At 72.7% G+C, this 16,539-nt stretch carries 17 protein-coding genes; 11 read left to right on the top strand and 6 right to left on the bottom strand.

Features of this window, described 5'->3' with window-relative positions; genetic code table 11:
* From IE278_RS41915 to IE278_RS39060, 4 genes are all read left to right on the top strand, one after another.
* A partial coding sequence (locus IE278_RS41915; protein WP_213089783.1) for a hypothetical protein occupies window positions 1-191 on the top strand: 191 nt, incomplete at its 5' end.
* A 342-nt stretch (window positions 192-533) separates the two neighbouring features.
* Window positions 534-1,142, top strand: a complete 609-nt coding sequence (locus tag IE278_RS39050) for a hypothetical protein (protein ID WP_189779763.1) — start codon at window positions 534-536, stop codon at window positions 1,140-1,142.
* Window positions 1,143-1,218: 76 nt separating this feature from the next.
* Window positions 1,219-2,094 (top strand): class F sortase, encoded by an 876-nt coding sequence (locus tag IE278_RS39055; RefSeq protein ID WP_189779764.1) that lies wholly within the window; start codon window positions 1,219-1,221, stop codon window positions 2,092-2,094.
* A gap of 95 nt (window positions 2,095-2,189) precedes the next feature.
* The gene (locus tag IE278_RS39060; RefSeq protein ID WP_189779765.1) at window positions 2,190-2,720 is read left to right on the top strand and encodes a hypothetical protein; all 531 of its coding nucleotides are present in this window, start codon (window positions 2,190-2,192) and stop codon (window positions 2,718-2,720) included.
* Window positions 2,721-2,828: 108 nt separating this feature from the next.
* On the opposite strand, the gene IE278_RS39065 is transcribed toward IE278_RS39060, so the two are convergent.
* Together IE278_RS39065 and IE278_RS39070 are read right to left on the bottom strand one after the other, a co-directional pair.
* Entirely contained in the window at window positions 2,829-3,695 is an 867-nt protein-coding gene (locus IE278_RS39065) for an ABC-2 transporter permease (protein WP_220451696.1), read from the bottom strand.
* Window positions 3,692-4,606 carry an ATP-binding cassette domain-containing protein gene (locus IE278_RS39070; protein ID WP_189779766.1) on the bottom strand — a complete coding sequence of 305 codons (915 nt, stop codon included), beginning with the start codon at window positions 4,604-4,606 and terminating at the stop codon, window positions 3,692-3,694. Before IE278_RS39070 ends, IE278_RS39065 begins: the two co-directional genes overlap by 4 nt.
* A gap of 179 nt (window positions 4,607-4,785) precedes the next feature.
* On the opposite strand from IE278_RS39070, the gene IE278_RS39075 reads away from it, so the two are divergent.
* Window positions 4,786-5,445: a response regulator gene (locus IE278_RS39075; RefSeq protein ID WP_189779767.1), complete on the top strand. Its 660-nt coding sequence runs from the start codon at window positions 4,786-4,788 to the stop codon at window positions 5,443-5,445.
* Here IE278_RS39075 and IE278_RS39080 read toward each other — a convergent pair.
* Entirely contained in the window at window positions 5,405-6,427 is a 1,023-nt protein-coding gene (locus tag IE278_RS39080) for an alpha/beta fold hydrolase (RefSeq protein WP_189779768.1), read from the bottom strand. The genes IE278_RS39075 and IE278_RS39080 overlap by 41 nt on opposite strands.
* 302 nt (window positions 6,428-6,729) lie before the next feature.
* Here IE278_RS39080 and IE278_RS39085 point away from each other — a divergent pair, with 302 nt between their 5' ends.
* Window positions 6,730-8,139: a S1 family peptidase gene (locus IE278_RS39085; protein ID WP_189779769.1), complete on the top strand. Its 1,410-nt coding sequence runs from the start codon at window positions 6,730-6,732 to the stop codon at window positions 8,137-8,139.
* A 68-nt stretch (window positions 8,140-8,207) separates the two neighbouring features.
* A complete protein-coding gene (locus IE278_RS39090) occupies window positions 8,208-9,497 on the top strand; it encodes a damage-control phosphatase ARMT1 family protein (RefSeq protein ID WP_189779770.1) in 1,290 nt (429 codons plus the stop codon).
* A 57-nt stretch (window positions 9,498-9,554) separates the two neighbouring features.
* On the opposite strand, the gene IE278_RS39095 is transcribed toward IE278_RS39090, so the two are convergent.
* On the bottom strand, window positions 9,555-10,913 hold the full coding sequence (locus IE278_RS39095) for an MFS transporter (protein WP_189779771.1): 1,359 nt from the start codon (window positions 10,911-10,913) through the stop codon (window positions 9,555-9,557).
* The gene (locus IE278_RS39100; protein ID WP_189779772.1) at window positions 10,910-11,506 is read right to left on the bottom strand and encodes a TetR/AcrR family transcriptional regulator; all 597 of its coding nucleotides are present in this window, start codon (window positions 11,504-11,506) and stop codon (window positions 10,910-10,912) included. The genes IE278_RS39095 and IE278_RS39100 overlap by 4 nt, the downstream gene beginning before the upstream one ends.
* Window positions 11,507-11,621: 115 nt before the next feature.
* Here IE278_RS39100 and IE278_RS39105 point away from each other — a divergent pair, with 115 nt between their 5' ends.
* Entirely contained in the window at window positions 11,622-12,002 is a 381-nt protein-coding gene (locus tag IE278_RS39105; protein WP_189779773.1) for a hypothetical protein, read from the top strand.
* Window positions 12,003-12,090: 88 nt separating this feature from the next.
* A complete protein-coding gene (locus tag IE278_RS39110) occupies window positions 12,091-12,747 on the top strand; it encodes a thioredoxin-like domain-containing protein (RefSeq protein WP_189779774.1) in 657 nt (218 codons plus the stop codon).
* Between the two features lie 140 nt (window positions 12,748-12,887).
* On the opposite strand, the gene IE278_RS39115 is transcribed toward IE278_RS39110, so the two are convergent.
* Window positions 12,888-14,114, bottom strand: coding sequence for a PucR-like N-terminal domain-containing protein (locus IE278_RS39115; RefSeq protein WP_189779775.1), 1,227 nt, complete (start codon window positions 14,112-14,114; stop codon window positions 12,888-12,890).
* A 296-nt stretch (window positions 14,115-14,410) separates the two neighbouring features.
* Between IE278_RS39115 and IE278_RS39120 the strand changes: the two genes are divergently transcribed.
* Both IE278_RS39120 and IE278_RS39125 read left to right on the top strand, forming a co-directional pair.
* Window positions 14,411-15,544 carry a PucR family transcriptional regulator gene (locus IE278_RS39120; RefSeq protein WP_189779776.1) on the top strand — a complete coding sequence of 378 codons (1,134 nt, stop codon included), beginning with the start codon at window positions 14,411-14,413 and terminating at the stop codon, window positions 15,542-15,544.
* Between the two features lie 71 nt (window positions 15,545-15,615).
* Entirely contained in the window at window positions 15,616-16,497 is an 882-nt protein-coding gene (locus tag IE278_RS39125) for a poly(ethylene terephthalate) hydrolase family protein (protein WP_189779777.1), read from the top strand.
* Window positions 16,498-16,539 lie beyond the last annotated feature (42 nt).

Here is a 16,539-nt window from a genome sequence, read left to right on the forward strand (position 1 = left end):
CGCCGCCCGCCCCGCCCGACGACCGCTGCCCGGCGGGGTCAGACGTGAGGCCCGGCGCGTGGGCCGTCGCCGGCGACGCCGCGGGGGCCGCCGCCACGACCTGCCGCACGCCCGCCGCACGCTCGCCGCACGTCCGCCCCATGCTCGACGAACGGGACCGGACGCGGCCCGACACGTCAGCCCAGCGCTAGGCCCGGTACGGAATCTGGCGCAGGGTCAGCGCGAGGCCCGGCACGAGGCCGGTACGGAATCCGGCGCAGGGTCAGCGCGAGGCCCGGCACGAGGCCCGGTGCGAGGCCCGGCGCGGAGCCCGGCGCGAGGCTCGGGGTGGGGTCAGCGCCAGGCTCGTCGCGGGGGCCGGCGTGTGGGGCCGCGGGAGCGTCCGGGGTGTCGTGGGCAGGCGAAATGTTGGTCCGGACGGGGGATTTCTGACGCCACATCAGCGGTGCGGCGAGTTTCCGGGTTCCGGATGTGAAAGGGAGTCAGGTGCACACCCGATTTGTACGACAATCATTCCGCTCGGAGGACTTCGTATGCCCGCCTCACCGCTCACCCGCTCCGTCGGCGTCCGCACCGGCGCCGCAGCCCTCACCACGGTCGCCCTCGCCGGCGCCGCCCTCCTCGGGGCCCCGGCCGCCTACGCCGCCCCCGACAGCGGAGACGTCAAGATCCACGCGGAGACGACGTCCCCCACCGACCAGCGTGACGAGACGAAGGTCTGCAAGTTCTACCTGGCCGCCTTCAACTTCGAGGGTGTCGGCGTCACGGGGATCACCTACATCATCGAGCCGCAGCCGGCGGCCTCGGCCGCAGCCACGCTCAACGGCACCCTCAACCTCCCCATCGGCACCGGCTACACGGACACGCTCGCGCTGCCCGACGGTGACTACAAGCTCACCTGGAAGCCCGTGGGCGGAGCGGGGGCGGGCAAGGAGAAGATGTTCAAGGTCGACTGCAAGCCGGCGGCCAAGCCGGACGCCAAGCCGCAGACTCCCAACGGCGCCGTGCCCGCGGGCGGCGGCGGTCTCGCCGAGACACCGACCGTGTCGGCGGCCGCCGCCGCCGGAGCGGTGGGCCTGGTCGGCGTGTCCGGCTTCGTCTACTTCCGGCAGCTGCGTCGCCGGCCCGACGGTGCCGCGTAGGCACGCGCCCAGGCCCTGGTACCGCACGCGTGCCTATCGCCTGACGAGAACCGCGGTTCTGGGGTTCTCGCTGGTGATGGGCGGCATCTGGTGGTCCGAGGACGACGGCCGGCCCGCTGGGCCGGTCGCCGCCCCGGCGGTGGAACTCGGGGACGCGAAGGCGTCCCCGGGTCCGCCCGCCGCCGCGGCACCGGAGCCCCGGCGCACCCCCGCTCCCGTACGACCCCCCGTCAGCCGTCCGAGCCCACCACCCCCTCCACCCCCACGCCCCCCGTCGCCCTCTCCACGGGCACCCTCTCCCCCACCCCGTTCATCCCAGCCACCTCAACCGGCTCGGCCACCCCAGCAGGCTCGCCCACCCCAGCCGGCCAGGCCGCCCCAACCCGCCAGACCACCTCAGCAGCCTCAGCGGCCTCAGCAACCTCAACAGCCGCGAAAGCCACAGCAACCGCAGCACCCTCAGCACCCGCAACCGCTCTCCCGTTCCAAGCCCACAAGCCTGAGCATCCCGTATCTCGGCCTGGACGCCCCGCTCATGGGGCTGGGCCTCGACCGGCGTCAGCAGCTCACCGCTCCGCCGCTCGACAAGCCCAAACTGGCGGGCTGGTACGAGGGCGGGCCCTCACCGGGAGAGGCGGGCACCGCCGTGGTGGTCGGCCATCTGGACACCCGCACCGGACCCGCCGTGTTCGCCGGCCTGAGCACCCTGAAGCCCGGCCGGCTCGTCGAGGCCCGTCGCGCCGACGGACGTACCGCCGTCTACACGGTGGACGCCGTCCGCATGTACGAGAAGGCGCGCTTCCCCAGTCAGGAGGTGTACGGCGCGAGAAAGCGTCCGGAGCTGCGGCTGATCACCTGCGGAGGCGTGTACGACAAACAGTCCGGCTACCAGAGCAACGTCGTCGTCTTCGCACACCTGACGAAGACTCTGGAACCCTCACGCCACGCCTAGTTCCCGTCACTCTCGTCGCCCGTGCCACACTCCTGCGGTGAGCGCCGGGTGGGGGCGGGGACAGTGACCGGACGGGGACGGGGGACGGGTTCGGTATGGGGGACAGCACTCTGTGGGTGGCCGCGCTGACGGCCGCGACCGCGGTGCTCGCGAGCTGGGTGACCAGCCGCGGCACCGCACGCGCGGCCCGTATCCAGGCGGACGCGGCCGCCGCGACCGTACAGGCGGACGGCCTCAGGGCCGCCCGCCGCTCGGCGTACGTCGACCTCATCGAACAGGCCCAGCGCATGGGCGACCTGTACTGGAAGGTGACCGACGCCCACGAGATCGGTGACCCCGACGAGCGGCTGGCCACCCTGCGGGACCTGCGGATCCGACTGCGCGGCGAGTACGCGGTGCTGCGTCAGCGGGTCTGGCTGGCCGACCTGGAGGGCCCGCCGGAGGTCGCCTCGGCCGCGGACCTGCTGCGCCGCTCCACCAGCGCCAACTACCGCGCGCTCGACGCGATGATCGCCGGCGAGGAGGACGCCGGCCGACGGTTCAACGACTGCTACGCCCCGTTCTGGGAGTCCGTCGTCCACTTCGTCGGTGTCGCCCGCACCGCCCTGCACGCGACACGCATATGAGACCCGGCCGGTCGTCGCCCAACGCTGCGGCCCCGCGCTGCCGACGGTCTCAGTGCCGATACTGGCCGCAGTGCCGTCACTCGCGGCGCTGTCACTGGTCGAGTGCTGTCACTGGTCGCGGCCCTGTACCGAGGCCACGGCGACGACCGCCGCCGCCACGGCCCAGACCGCGTAGACGGTCCACGCCCCGCCGGCCGTCCACGGGTGGGTGACCGGTTGGTGGCCGACGGCCGTCAGGCGGGTCCAGGCGCCGGCCGGCAGGGCGTGGTTGACGACGGCCGCCCAGTAGCGGTCGGCGCCGAAGACCAGCGGCAGCAGCAGGAGGACCAGCACGTTGGCCGTCATGGTGGCCGCGGTGTGGCGCAGGACAGCACCCAGGGCGAGGCCGACGAGCGCGGACACCGGCGCGAGCAGCGTGGACGCCACGACGAGGCGCAGGGCGCCGGGGTGGTCGATCGCCACACCGGCGTCCCGGCCGGACAGGACGGCCTGGGTCAGGCCGAACGAGGCGACGGAGACAGCCGCCCCGAACACCGTCGAAACGGCCGTGACCACGCACACTTTCGCCGCCAGCACCGAACGGCGGGCCGGTACGGCGGCGAACGTCGTGCGGATCAGTCCGGTCCGGTACTCGCCGACGATCGTGGTCGCGCCGATCGCGCTCAGGGCCGGCATGAGCAGCATGGCGGCGTTCGTGGAGAACGCGATCGACAGCGGGATCCCGTCCCGGACGAAGTCGGCCCGTGACGCCGTGTCCCGCTCCGACCAGTAGCGGTACGTGTCGTAGGCCATGCCCACGTTGAGGCCGACCACGGTCAGCGCGGTGGCCACCAGGGCCCAGCCGCTGGAGCGCAGCGACCACCACTTGGTCCACTCGGCGGCGACGAGGTCACGGAACCGGGCGCGCGGCTCGGCGATGCGGCCCCGTGCGGCCGGCACCGGGTCGGCAGCGCCAGCAGCGGTCGTGTCGGTCATCGGGCCGCTCCCGTGACGTGGTCGGCGCTGTCGGCGGTGAGTGCCATGAAGGCCTCCTCCAGGGACGCGGGCCGGGCCGACAGTTCGTGCAGCAACACCCCGTGCCGCAGAGCGAGTTCGCCGATCCGGTCGGCGCTCAGGCCGGTCACCGTCAGCGCGCCCCCCGCTCGGCGCACCTCCGCCCCCTCCCCCGTCAGCAGTTCCGTGAGTGCCGTGCGGTCGTGGTCGGGGGTCCGTACCGTCACGCTCGGGCGGGTGCCGCGGGCCGCGAAATCGGCCAGGCTCTCGGCGGCGATCAGCGAGCCGCGGCCGATGACGACCAGTTGGTCCGCGGTGTTCTCCATCTCCGACATCAGATGGCTGGAGACCAGCACGGTGCGGCCCTCACCGGCCCACCGGCGGAACAGTCCCCGCAGCCACTGCACGCCCTCCGGGTCGAGTCCGTTGAGGGGTTCGTCGAAGAGCAGCACCGGCGGGTCGCCGAGCAGTGCCGTCGCGATGCCGAGCCGCTGTCTCATCCCGAGGGAGAAGCCGCTGATCCGGCGTCGGCCCGCGCCCGCGAGGCCGACCTGCTCCAGCACCTCCTCCGCCCTGCGGCGCGGGATGCGGTTGGACCGGGCCAGTACGTACAGCTGCGTCCGCGCGGTGCGACCGCCGTGCACGTCGTGGGCGTCCAGCAGCGCGCCGACGTGGCGCAGCCCGCGCGGCCGGTCCCGGAAGCGGCGGCCGTCGACGGTGACGGATCCGCCGGTGGGGTCGTGCAGGCCGAGAGCGATCCGCAGCGTGGTGCTCTTGCCTGCGCCGTTCGGGCCGAGGAACCCGGTGACGTGTCCGGGCAGCACGGTGAAGCTCAGACCGTCGACCGCGAGGGTGTCGCCGTATCGCTTCGTCAGTTCATTGACTTCGATCATGTGCCCAACGGTCGCCGGAGGCACGGTGGTTGAGCATCCGGCCGACGCGGACAATCGGGCTGGCCGGTGTCCACCGGGGATGTACGCCCATGGTCGGACGTCACGCCGGGGGCCGGTGGCTACGATCGACGCATGCCCGCCACACCTCGCCCTCCACTGCCCGTACCGCCCGGTGTGCGGTGACCGTCCGCGTCGTACTCGCCGACGACCAGCCCCTCGTCCGGGCCGCACTGCGCATGGTGATCGCCGACGAGTCCGGTCTGGAGGTCGTCGGGGAGGCCGGGACCGGCGCCGAGGCGGTGGCGCTCGCCGAGAAGGAGTGTCCGGACGTCGTGGTGATGGACATCCGGATGCCCGGCATGGACGGCCTGGAGGCCACCCGGCTGATCACGCGCGGGCCCGGCGGCACCCAGGTCATCGTCCTCACGACCTTCGATGACGACGACTGCCTGTACGGGGCACTGCGGGCGGGCGCCGCCGGTTTCCTCGTCAAGGACATGGCTTTGGAGGACATCCTCGACGCGATCCGGGTGGTCGCGACCGGGGACGGGCTGCTCGCGCCGAGTGTCACCCGCCGTCTCATCAGGGACTTCGCCGACCGGCCGGTGTCGCAGGCACCTTCCGCGCGGCCGGTCGGCGGGATCACCGAACGGGAGCGCGAAGTCCTGGCGCTCGTCGGCGGCGGGCTGTCGAACACCGAGATCGCCGAGCGGCTCTCCATCAGCGTCGCCACCGCCAAGACCTATGTGTCCCGGCTCCTCAGCAAGCTGGACGCCCGGGACCGGGTGCGGCTCGTGATCATCGCTTACGAGTCGGGGCTGGTGGCGTCGGGCCGTTGAGGGCGTGCAGCCAGTCGGTCAGGAACCGGTTGACCTCGTCGGGGCGCTCCTGCTGGACCCAATGACCGGACCCTTCGACGAGGTGCGAGGAGACCAGGCCGGGCAGTGTGCTGGGGAACGCCTTGATCGCGTCGGCCAACCAGGCGATGGACGCGTCGAGTTCACCCGCGACGAAGAGCGACGGCTGGGTGATGGGGGCGCCGTCGAAGCCGGCCATATCCTCCCAGTCGCGGTCCATGCTGCGGTAGCGGTTCAGTGCTCCCGTGAGGCCGGTCCGCTCGAACTCGGCGGCGCAGAAGTCGAGTTCCGCGTCCGTGAGCCAGGACGGGCGCTCCTTCACGAACCGGTCCGAGAGCCTGCCGCCCTTCGGGACGAAGAAGACCGCTCCCTCTCCCGTCGCGGGCATCGTGTCGCCGGCCAGCGTCGCGTAGAAGCCGGCGAGCCATCCCCGTACGTCCGGCTCGATCTCCGCCTCCGCCCGGCCCGGCTCCTGGAAGTAGCTGACGTAGAACTCCTCGTCCCCGCCGATCATGGCGAAGGCGTCGGTCGGCTTCATACCGCCCCGGGGCGCGTACGGCACGCCGAGGAGTCCGACCGCGGTGAAGACGTCGGGCCTGAGCAGCGCGGACTGGGCGGCGATGGTCGAACCCCAGTCGTGGCCGACGATCACGGCGGTCTCCTCGCCGAGCGCGCGGACGACCGCCACGTTGTCCTCGACATGGGCCCCGATCCGGTACGCATCCACGGCGTCGGGCGCCGAGGAGCGCCCGTATCCGCGTACGTCGACGGCGACCGCCCGGTAGCCCGCCGCGGCGAGCGCGGGGAGCTGGTGGCGCCAGGAGTGCCACAGCTCGGGAAAGCCGTGGACGAGCAGGACCAGCGGGCCGGTGCCCTGTTCGACCAGGTGGATCCGGCCATCGGGAACGTCCACTGTCCGATGCCGGGCGCCCGCCGGGGTGGGCGGGCTGGCTTCCTGCGACATGAGTCCTCCTTGAGCCGACTCTCTCCATGACCGAGCGTTCCGCCGCCGATCACCGCGCCGCCGACCGCTCTGCCGCCGATCATGCGGGCGCTCCCGCCGAGCGGCGAGAGACCTTGCCGTTTCGGCAAAACGTGTCGCGCGGTACGGGCCGGGCGACCGGCGGGTTCACGCCTCTTGCGAACGGCCGGGCGGCTCGGTGAACCGGACCGCGCGACGGCACGTACTGAAGGAGGGCGTTCACCTCGCGGGTCCGCCCGCAACAGAAGTGACGCTGTGTCAGGACAGTCGCACGGGAGCCGTGGATGAGGCATGCACGACGGAATGTTCAGCGAATCGCACGGTTCGCCGCCATCGGCGGGCTGGCCTGCGGCGGGCTGATGGTCTCGCAGGCGATGGCGAGCGAGACGTCGGGCGGCACGAAGGCTCCCAACTCGGAGACCCGGGCCGCCCGCACGGGCCAGGAACTGGTCTCCGAACTGGGCACCGCGCGTACGGCGGGCAGTTGGATCGACGCCAAGGGGCGCCCGGTCGTCGCGGTGACCGACGAGAAGGCCGCGGCCGACGTACGCGAGGGCGGCGCCGTGGCCAAGGTCGTCCGCTACACCATGCGGGACCTGAAGTCCGCCACCGAGCAGCTCAAGGACGCGCCCAAGGTGGCAGGCACCTCCTGGTCGATGGACTACGCGACCAACCAGGTGGTGGTCCGCGCCGACACCACCGTCTCCAAGGCCGAGTGGGCCCGGCTGACCGCGGTCGCCGAGGGCATCGGCGCCTCCGTGCGCATGGAGCGGACGGAGGGCACGTTCACCCCGCGGCTGAACGGCGCCGACGCGCTGTTCGCGGGCTCGGGACGCTGTTCGGCCGGCTTCAACGTGACCAACGGCCGGAACAACTTCATCCTCACGGCAGGCCACTGCGGGCCCGTGGGCACCTCGTGGTTCTCCGACCAGCAGGGAGCCGAGTCGGTCGGCTCCACCGTCTCCGGATCGTTCCCCGGCGGTGACTTCTCGCTCGTGCAGTACAACGCCGGCACCGCCCTCAGCGGCGCCGACATCGTGACGGTCGGCAACGGCCAGGGCGTACGGATCATCGGGGCGGCAGACCCGGCCGTCGGCCAGAAGGTCTTCCGCAGCGGCAGCACGACCGGCCTCCGGTCCGGGCAGGTGACCGGCCTGAACGCGACGGTGAACTACCCGCAGGGCACGGTCACCGGGCTCATCGAGACCACGGTGTGCGCCGAACCGGGCGACAGCGGCGGCCCGATGTTCGCCGACGGACTGGCCATGGGCGTCACCTCGGGCGGCAGCGGGGACTGCCAGGCCGGCGGTACGACGTTCTTCCAGCCGGTGACCAAGGCGCTGGACTCGCTCGGTGTGAAGCTGACGATCGATCCCGCTGCGGCCGGTCAGTCCACGCCCTCGGCCGGGGCCGACGGCGGTACGGGCAACGACGCGGCAGCGGCGGTACCGCCCAGCACGTCCTCGACCGCTCCCGGCGCGGCACTGCCCGGGGCCATGGGGCCGGCGGACACGGTTCCCCAGGGGCAGACCGACAACGCCGCCTCGGCACTGGAACGGCTCGGGGAGTACCGCAACCTCGGCCCCGGACTGTTCGTCATCGCGGGGAGTCTGCTCGCGCTGGTGGCCCTGCGGATCCGCTCGGAACGCGGCCGCAAGCGCTACCGTAACCAGTACTCGCAGAGCTGGGGCTGACACATGCCCGGCGGGCCACCCATACCCGGCGGACCGCGGGCGGCGGACACGGACGGTTTACTGGGGACATGAAGCGCCCCAGTCAGGACAACGGCCGAGCCCTCACCGACGCTGACGCCGAGACCCCATCCGCGCACGCCGCCTCCGTCCCCGGCGGACCGCGAACGGCAGACACGGACGGCTCGCAGGACCGTGCTCCCGTGGTCGTCGGCACCCCGGGCTCCTTCGCCCGCGGTGTGCTGGACGAGCGGCACCCGGCCCTCATCGAGCGCGTCCGGCGGGCCACCCCCTATCCGCCCGCGCACCAGCGCGCGCTGGACGCCCTTCTCGACGAGATCACCAAGGGGTCCATCGAGCCGCTGGACGACGCCGAACCGGGCGCCGACCGCTGGCGGGACGAGCCGTACTACGGGCAGCGCTGGGCGGATGTGCCGTTCCTGTGGGCGGAGAGCTTCTTCTACCGCAAACTCCTCGCCGCGCTCGGGCACTTCACCCCGGGCCCCTGGCTGGGCATCGACCCCTTCGCGCCCTTCAAGAACGCCGAACTCGCGGGTTCCAAGGTCGACGACGAGCTGTCCGCGCTCGACCGCCTCCCCGCTCTGCCGCCGCACGAGCAGGACCGTACGCTCCTGCTCTCCTCCCTCTGGGGCAACCGGGCCGACCTCGGCTTCCAACTGTCCGCGGGAGAGGGCGGGTTGGGCGACCAGGTGCAAGGGCTCGTCGTCGACGACTCGGACGCGCTGTGGGAGATCCTCGCGACCGAAAAGCCACGCGGGCCCAGCGGACCCGGCAAGGTCTGTCTCGTCGCCGACAACGCCGGCCCCGAGCTGCTCCCCGACCTCGTCCTCGCCGACCACCTGCTGGCCACCGGCCGGGCCGCCTCCGTCGCCTTGCACCTCAAGCCGTACCCGTACTACGTCTCCGACGCCACCACCGCCGACACGCTCGCCTGCCTCGACCGGCTGACGGGGGCGTCCGGCCGTGCGGCGGCGGTCGGCGAACGGCTGCGGGACGCCGTCGGCGACGGGCGGCTGATCCTGCGCAGCCATCCGTTCTCCTGCGCGCCGCATCCCTACGACCGGATGCCCGCCGACCTCCGGGAGGACTTCGCGTCCGCCACGGTCACCGTCATGAAGGGCGACCTCAACTACCGCCGGCTGGTGGGTGACCGGCACTGGCCGGCCACCACGCCGTTCGCCGAGGCGACCGCGTACTTCCCGGGCCCGGTGGCGGCCCTGCGGACGCTCAAGTGCGACGTCGTGACCGGGCTGGCTCCCGGCACCCTTGCGGAACTGGACGCGGGCGCGGAGTCCTGGCGTACGAGCGGCACCCACGCCTTGATCCAGGTCAGGTCCTGATCCAGGTCAGGCGCTCATCCAGGTCAGGCGCTGAGCCAGATCAGGCCTTGATCCAGGTCAGGTCCTGACCGCCGGTCTTCCGTCGTCCGAGGTGGCGGGCAGCCCGGTGCCCAGCAGCGCGCCGAGCGCCGCGACGGCGGCGAGGACGAGCAGGGCGGCGCCGGTCGTCGAGACGTCGGCCGGCCGGAACACGGTGGCCAGGGCCACCCCCAGCATCGGCCCGACGTTCATCGCGGTCTGCTGGAGCCCGCCCGACACCCCCGCGACCTCCACGGCCGCCGCGCGTACGAGGACCGCGGTGGCGGTGACCATCACGGCCACGAAACCGGCCCCGAGGAGCAGGAAACAGCAGCCGATCGCCAGGGAGCCCGACGTCCGGTCGAGGCGGGACATCAGCAGGGTGGCGAGAGCGACGAGCGCCGCACCCGTCATGACGGTCCGGCGTGGTCCGAAGCGGCGGAACAGGACGGTGGACAGGGGCGCTCCGGCCACCATCATGACGGCGAGCGGCAGCGCGTGCAGACTGCTCCGCAACGGGTCCAGGCCCCGTACGTCCTGGAGGTAGTACGTGCCGAGGAACAGCGTGCCGAACATCGCCGCCGACACCGCCACCAGTGCTCCGAGCGCCGAGGTGACCGTCGGCGAGCGGAACACCTCGGGCGGGATCAGCGGTCCGGCCGTACGGCGTTCGTGGCGGACGAAGGCGGCGCAGGCGACCGTCGTGCACAGGACGCCGAGTCCGGTGGCGGCCGTCCCGCCGGAGCCCGGCAGACCGACGAGGGTGTGGACCAGGCAGATCAGCGTCACCGCCAGCAGGCCCGCGCCGGGCAGGTCCAGGCGTACCTCCGAGGTGGGCACCGGTACGCGGACCGCGAGGGCGAGGACGCCCGCCGCGAGGGCGGGAAGCACGCTCAGGAAGAAGACCCATCGCCAGCCGAAGTGGGTGATCAGCGCGCCGCCCGCCAGGGGGCCGAGCGCGGCGGCGGCGCCGATCGCGCTGGTGCGCAGGGCGACGGGCATGCCGAGCCGGTCGGGCGGATACGCGGCGCGCAGCAGGCCCAGGGTGGCCGGCTGCAGCAGCGCCCCGAAGATCCCCTGGGCGACGCGCAGGGCGATGACCCAGCCGATCCCGGGCGCCAGGCCGAGGGCCGCCGAGGCCAGCGCGAAACCGGACACGCCGAGGGCGAAGACCCGCCGGTGTCCGTAGCGGTCGCCGAGCCGGCCGGCGAAGACGAGCAGGCAGGCGACCGCGATGAGATAGCCGGTGCTGATCCACTGGACCTGCACGAACGAGGCGTCGAGGTCGCGGCGCAGGGTGGGCTGCGCGACGGTCGTCACGGTGCCGTCGAGGGCCACGACCGCGGCTCCCGTGACCCCGGCGGTGAGCGTGAGGCGTCGCCGGAGCGCCGCGTTCACCGCTCCGGCCCGAGGTGGGCGTCCAGAGCGGCCCGTACGAAGGGTTCGACGGTGTCCGCTCCCGTCGCGAGCCGGAGACTGCCCCAGCCCCACAGCTGCGCGACGCCGTGCAGGTTGGCCCAGAGCGCGCCCGCGACCTCCGGGGCCCGTACGTCGGGGCGGGCCCGGCCCACCAGGTTCACCATGGTCTCGAAGAGCGGCAGGCTGGTCTCGCGCAGGCCGAGGCGGTTGCTCTCCAGCAGGTCGTGGCGGAACATCAGCTCGTACATGCCGCGGTGGGACAGCGCGTAGTCGACGTAGATCCCTGCCAGCGCGGCGAGTTGGGCCCGCGGGCCCTTCTGATCTCCGCGCAGTTCCGCGTCGGCCGCGGCCCCCAGCTCCGCGAAGCCCTCCCGCGCGATCGCGGACAGCAGCTCCAGGTGCGTCGGGAAGTAGCGGCGGGGCGCGCCGTGCGAGACGCCGGCCCGGCGGGCGATCTCCCGCAGCGACAGGGCCTGTACGCCCTCCTGGGTCACCAGTTCCACGCCGACGGCCACCAGCCGGGCCCGCAGCCCTGCTTCTCCCTGCCCCGGTCCTGTCTCCCGTTCACTCATAGACACTGTCTACCAGCCGGGAGTAGACAGTGTCTACTCGCCGGTGGGGGACGGTCGTTCGGCTTTGTGCGGGGTACCGGGAGCGCTGTCGCAGGCAGCGCATACCATCACGGTGATGAGCAGCCGGACGCCACAGCGAGCGCGCCGCGTCACCCGCGACGCGGCGCTGTGTCCTGCGCTGGCCGTGCTGCTCGCGGTGCTGGTGGCTTGCCTGGGATACGTGCCGGCGCACGGCCGGACGGCTCCGGCCGCCGCGCCCGTGGTCACCGTCTCCGTCCCGCACGAACGGCTGGCCTCCCCCGCCGAGCACGACCGGTGCTGCGGTCTGCCCACGCACGAGACGCGGGCCGTGCTGCCGGTGGGCGCCCACCCGCTGCCCGCGGTGGCGCCCCGGATGCCCGTCTTGGCGCCCACTGCCACGGCGACGCGCGGGCCCGTGCTGCCACCCGCCCGCGGGGCCCCCGATCTCCATGTCCTCCAGGTGCAGCGGATCTAGACCGGCGTCCGTACGACGACGTCCGTCCGAGCCCTCACCCACCGCCGCCCGGAGCATCCGGCCCGGCGGGGACAAGGAACGCATTCCCATGAGCAGGACCAGCAAGAAGTCGGCCGCCACGGCACGCAAGGCGCGTATCGAGGAGATGCGCCGCGCCGAGAAGGCCCGCGAGCGCCGGAACCGCATCCTGACCATCGCCGTCAGTACGGCCATCGTGGCCGGGCTCGTCGGATTCGGCGCGTACTACGTCGACAGAGCCAACGACAAGGACGAGCAGCAGCAGGCCGCCGCGAAGAAGCCGGTCAAGGGCGAGAAGTCCTGGAACGCGAAGAAGCTGACCCAGAACCATGTCTCGAAGGCCGTGTCGTACCCGATGAATCCGCCGGTCGGCGGCGACCACAACCAGGCGTGGATGACGTGTGACGGCTCGGTCTACACGAAGGCGATACCGAACGAGAACGCGGTGCACTCGCTGGAGCACGGCGCGGTGTGGATCACGTACAACGACAAGGCGGCGGACGCCGATGTGAAGACGCTCGCCGACAAGGTCGCCAAGACGCCCTACACGTTGATGAGTCCGGTGGAGGACCAGGCCGGGGCCCTCATGCTGTCGGCCTGGGGCAAGCAGCTGACCGTCGAGAAGGCGTCCGACCCGCGGGTCCAGCAGTTCCTCACGAAGTACGTGCAGGGCCCGCAGACCCCCGAGCCGGGAGCCGCCTGCACGAACGGCATCGACGCGGCCTGACACGCTCACCCACGCTCGATACGGCCTGACACGGCCTGATCGGGGGCGCCGGGCTCCCGCCGGAGTACGGAGCCCGGCGCCGCGCCGGATCCCGGGTGCCGACGGCACCCGGGTGTCCGTACCCGGGCGTCCGCACCCGCCTACGCGCGTCTCGGGCGGGCCGCCTGCGGGGATGGACCCGCCGTGCCGGCCGTCGGCGCGTTCGCGGTGCTCGGGGAGAGCAGCCAGGTCAGTACGAGCATGGTCTCCAGGTGGCGTTCGGGGTCGGGACAGGCCCCGTCGGTGAGCTGCGCGATCTGGCGCAGGCGGTAGCGGACCGTCTGTTCGTGGACGTGCAGACGGTCCGCGGTGAGAACGGCGTTGTCGCCGCAGCGCAGGTACACCAGCAGGGTTTCCAGCAGCGGTTCCCGGCGCCTGGGCACCAGTTCGAGGAGCGGCCCGAGAAGATCCGCCGCGGCCGCCTCCAGGAGGTCCCCCGACCGGAACGCCGTCAGGGCGGCCAGGTGGTCGACGCAGCGCAGCGGGGCGGCGGCGGGCAGCAGGCCCCGCTGGACCAGTTGCAGTCCGCGCCGCGCCCAGCGCAGCGACACCGCGCCCCGGCCGGGCGGCACGGCGGGCCCGAGGACGGCCCCGATGGTCCTCGGCAGCCAACGCGGCCCGGGCGTACGGGGGTTGGGCAGGACCAGATACGGCGCGGCGGGGCGCCGGTCGGCGAGCACCTCGGGCGGCAGCACCCGGGTCTGCGGATGGTCACCCGGTGGCAGGGCGAGGACGGCGACCGCGCCGGGCAGCCGCCAGTCGGCCGCCGCGGCCAGTTCGGCGAGCGGCCGGGTCCGTTCGTCGGGGTCGGCGACCAGCGCGTCCCGCAGCCGGTCCCGCTGCACATCGAGCGGCGCGCGGTGGCACTCCTCGGCGTAACCGCGCGAGGCGGCCGCGATGGCCGTCCCGATCAGGGTGAAGGTGTCCTCGGTGAGGGTGGCCAGCAGGGGCGCCGGCCAGTGCAGCCGGTACGCGTCCTCGATGAGCCGTCGGCACGCCACCCGTCCCGCCAGGTCGAGGGCGTCGCGCAGCACGTCGAGCGGGCAGCCGAGGAGGCCGTGCCGGGCGCCGATGCGTTCGTACAGGGCGATGACCTCGGCCGTGGCGGCCTGCCCCGCCCTGGTGGCGTCGTGGATCGAGACGAAGCAGCTGACCGTGCGGTCGATGATGTGGCGCACCGAGTAGCCGTGCGTGCCCTCGACGGCGTGCGTGTAGTGCGGCAGGCCGGTGCGTACCGCCTCCTCCATCTCGTCGATCGCGGCAGGCAGGTGCCGCAGCAGCATCCGGCGCGTCTCGCGTGGCAGCGGCACGGCGTCCTGTGGGCCCATGGCTCGTGCGTGCGTGGGGGTCAAGGCACCTCCCGTGGGTTCCCGTGGGGCTGGGCAGCCTGCGGGACGCGTGTGAGGTGCGCCAGATTCCGCGCGCGAACCGTTGGCGAAAGTGTCATGCGCCTTACACTCCGGACCACGACGACTCACCGTCCCGTGCTAGGCGCTCCGCCGGGGGCGCCCGTGATGAGCGCGCGGTCGGTGGGGGCCGGGCGCGCGGTTCCCCGCGCCGCTTCGGTGGCGCCCCCGGCCCTGAGCCATCAAGGGAGTTGGACGTGTCAGGTGTTGATCCGCTGTTGTCCAGGCGTCCTTGGCACCAGTTGCCGCCTGGGCTCGCCCCGCTGTTGAGGGACCGGCTTCCGGAGCTGACCACGGAGATGGTCCAGGCCATCCGCAGAGAGGTACGCGGCTACCGGCAGCCCCTCGGCTCCGCCGTCGCGCAGGATCTCGCCGAGGCCGTGCGGCTGGCGGCCACCCAGTTCACCGAGCTGGTCGAGGAGCCGGACGGGCCGCAGCAGCACTACGTGCCGCGCTTCAGGCGGCTGGGCAGACTGGAGTATCTGAACGGTCGGGGCACGGACGGACTGCAGGCCGCCTACCGCATCGGCGCCCGGGTCGCGTGCCGCCGCTACGTGGACGTGGCACGGCAGGCCGCCTTCTCCGGCGAGATAGCCGTCCCGCTGAGCGAGGCCGTCCTCACGCACATCCACGCGCTGGCCGAGGAGTCGGTGACGGGCTTCGAGGAGGCACGGGCCGGCGCGGCCGACGAGGTGCTGCGCGCCCGCCGTCTGCTGGCGGCACGGCTGCTGGAGCGCCACCGCGATCCGCTCGCGGAACCCCTGCCCGACCTCGCCCGCCGGGCCGCCTGGCCGCTGCCGGACCGCGTCCGGTGCGCGGTCCTGCCCGCCTCCGCCGACGTGAGCGCGGTCGACGAGGAGGTACTGCGGGTCAGCCGGGGCGGCGAACTGCACCTGGTCGTGCCCGGCGACGGCCTGCTGAGCACCCTTCAGGGGTCGGACGCGGCAGTGGGCCCGAGTGTCGCCCTCGACGAGGCGTGGGTATCGCTGCACTGCGCCCGGCTGGGCCGGAGCCTGGGGCGCCTCAGGACCGAGGAGCATCTCGCGGACCTGCACCTCCTGCACGGGGCGCCGATCGGGGCCCTGCTCCACGACCAGGTCCTCGATCCCCTGCGCGCCCTGCCGCCGGGCAAGGCGGAGCGGCTCACGGACACACTGGAAGCGCTGCTCGACTCCGGCGGGCGCACGGCCCCCGAGGTGGCCGCCGCACTGGGCATCCATCCGCAGACGGCCCGCAACCGGCTGCGCCAACTCGCGGCCCTGTACGGCGAGAAGCTGGCCGACCCGGCGTTCCGTTTCGACGCGCAGCTCGCGCTGCGCACCAGGTCGGTACGCCGTTCCGTGCTGCCCTGACAAACTTCGGTACGGAATTCAGCAGTTGAACCAGAAGCGCCGTCGACCGCTCGTCAGCATGCTCGGGCCGCATGAGACATGTGAGCACCCGCACCGCGAAACGCTTCGGCCTCCTGTCCGGCGCCGCCGCCCTGGCGGTGGGCGTGAGCATCCTCCCCCAGGAGGCTCAGGCCGGACCCGGGGACTACCAAAGGGGTCCCGACCCCACCGAACAGTCCATCACCGCCGAACGCGGTCCCTTCGCCACCGCGCAGACCACGGTCGACGGGCCGACCTTCAAGCAGGGCACCGCCTACTACCCCACCGACACGAGCCAGGGCACGTTCGGGGCCGTGGTCGTCAGCCCCGGCTTCGTGACGCCTGAGGCGCTGATCAGCTGGTACGGCCCGCGCCTCGCGTCCCAGGGCTTCGTCGTCCTGACGCTGGACACCAACTCCGGCTTCGACCAGCCCGACGACCGCGCCACCCAGATGCTCAACGCCCTCGACTACCTCGTCCAGTCCAGTTCCGTACGGACCCGCATCGACCCCAACCGCCTTGCCGTGATGGGTCATTCGATGGGCGGCGGGGGCTCGCTCAAGGCGTCCGAGTCGCGGCCCTCGCTGAAGGCGGCCGTGCCGCTGATGCCGTGGAGCAACGACAAGACCTGGCAGACCGACCGGGTACCCACGATGATCATCGGCGCCGAGAACGACGCGATCGCCTCACCGGGCTCGCACGCGGAGGTGTTCTACAACAGCCTCACCGCCGCGCCGGAGAAGGCCTACCTGGAACTTCGGGGCGCCGACCACAACGTGGCACTCGGTTCCAACGTGACGATCGCGAAGTACAGCATCGCCTGGCTGAAGCGCTTCGTCGACGAGGACGTGCGGTACGACAAGTTCCTGTGCCCGGCGCCCACGACGAACACCCAGATCAGCGAGTACCGGAACACGTGCCCCACCGGTTCCTGAGCACTTTCCCTGAGCAGTTCTCCTGAGCACCACCGTCAGGCG

It is taken from the genome of Streptomyces tauricus (genome assembly GCF_014650955.1).
In the GTDB taxonomy this organism is placed as follows: Bacteria; Actinomycetota; Actinomycetes; order Streptomycetales; family Streptomycetaceae; genus Streptomyces; species Streptomyces tauricus.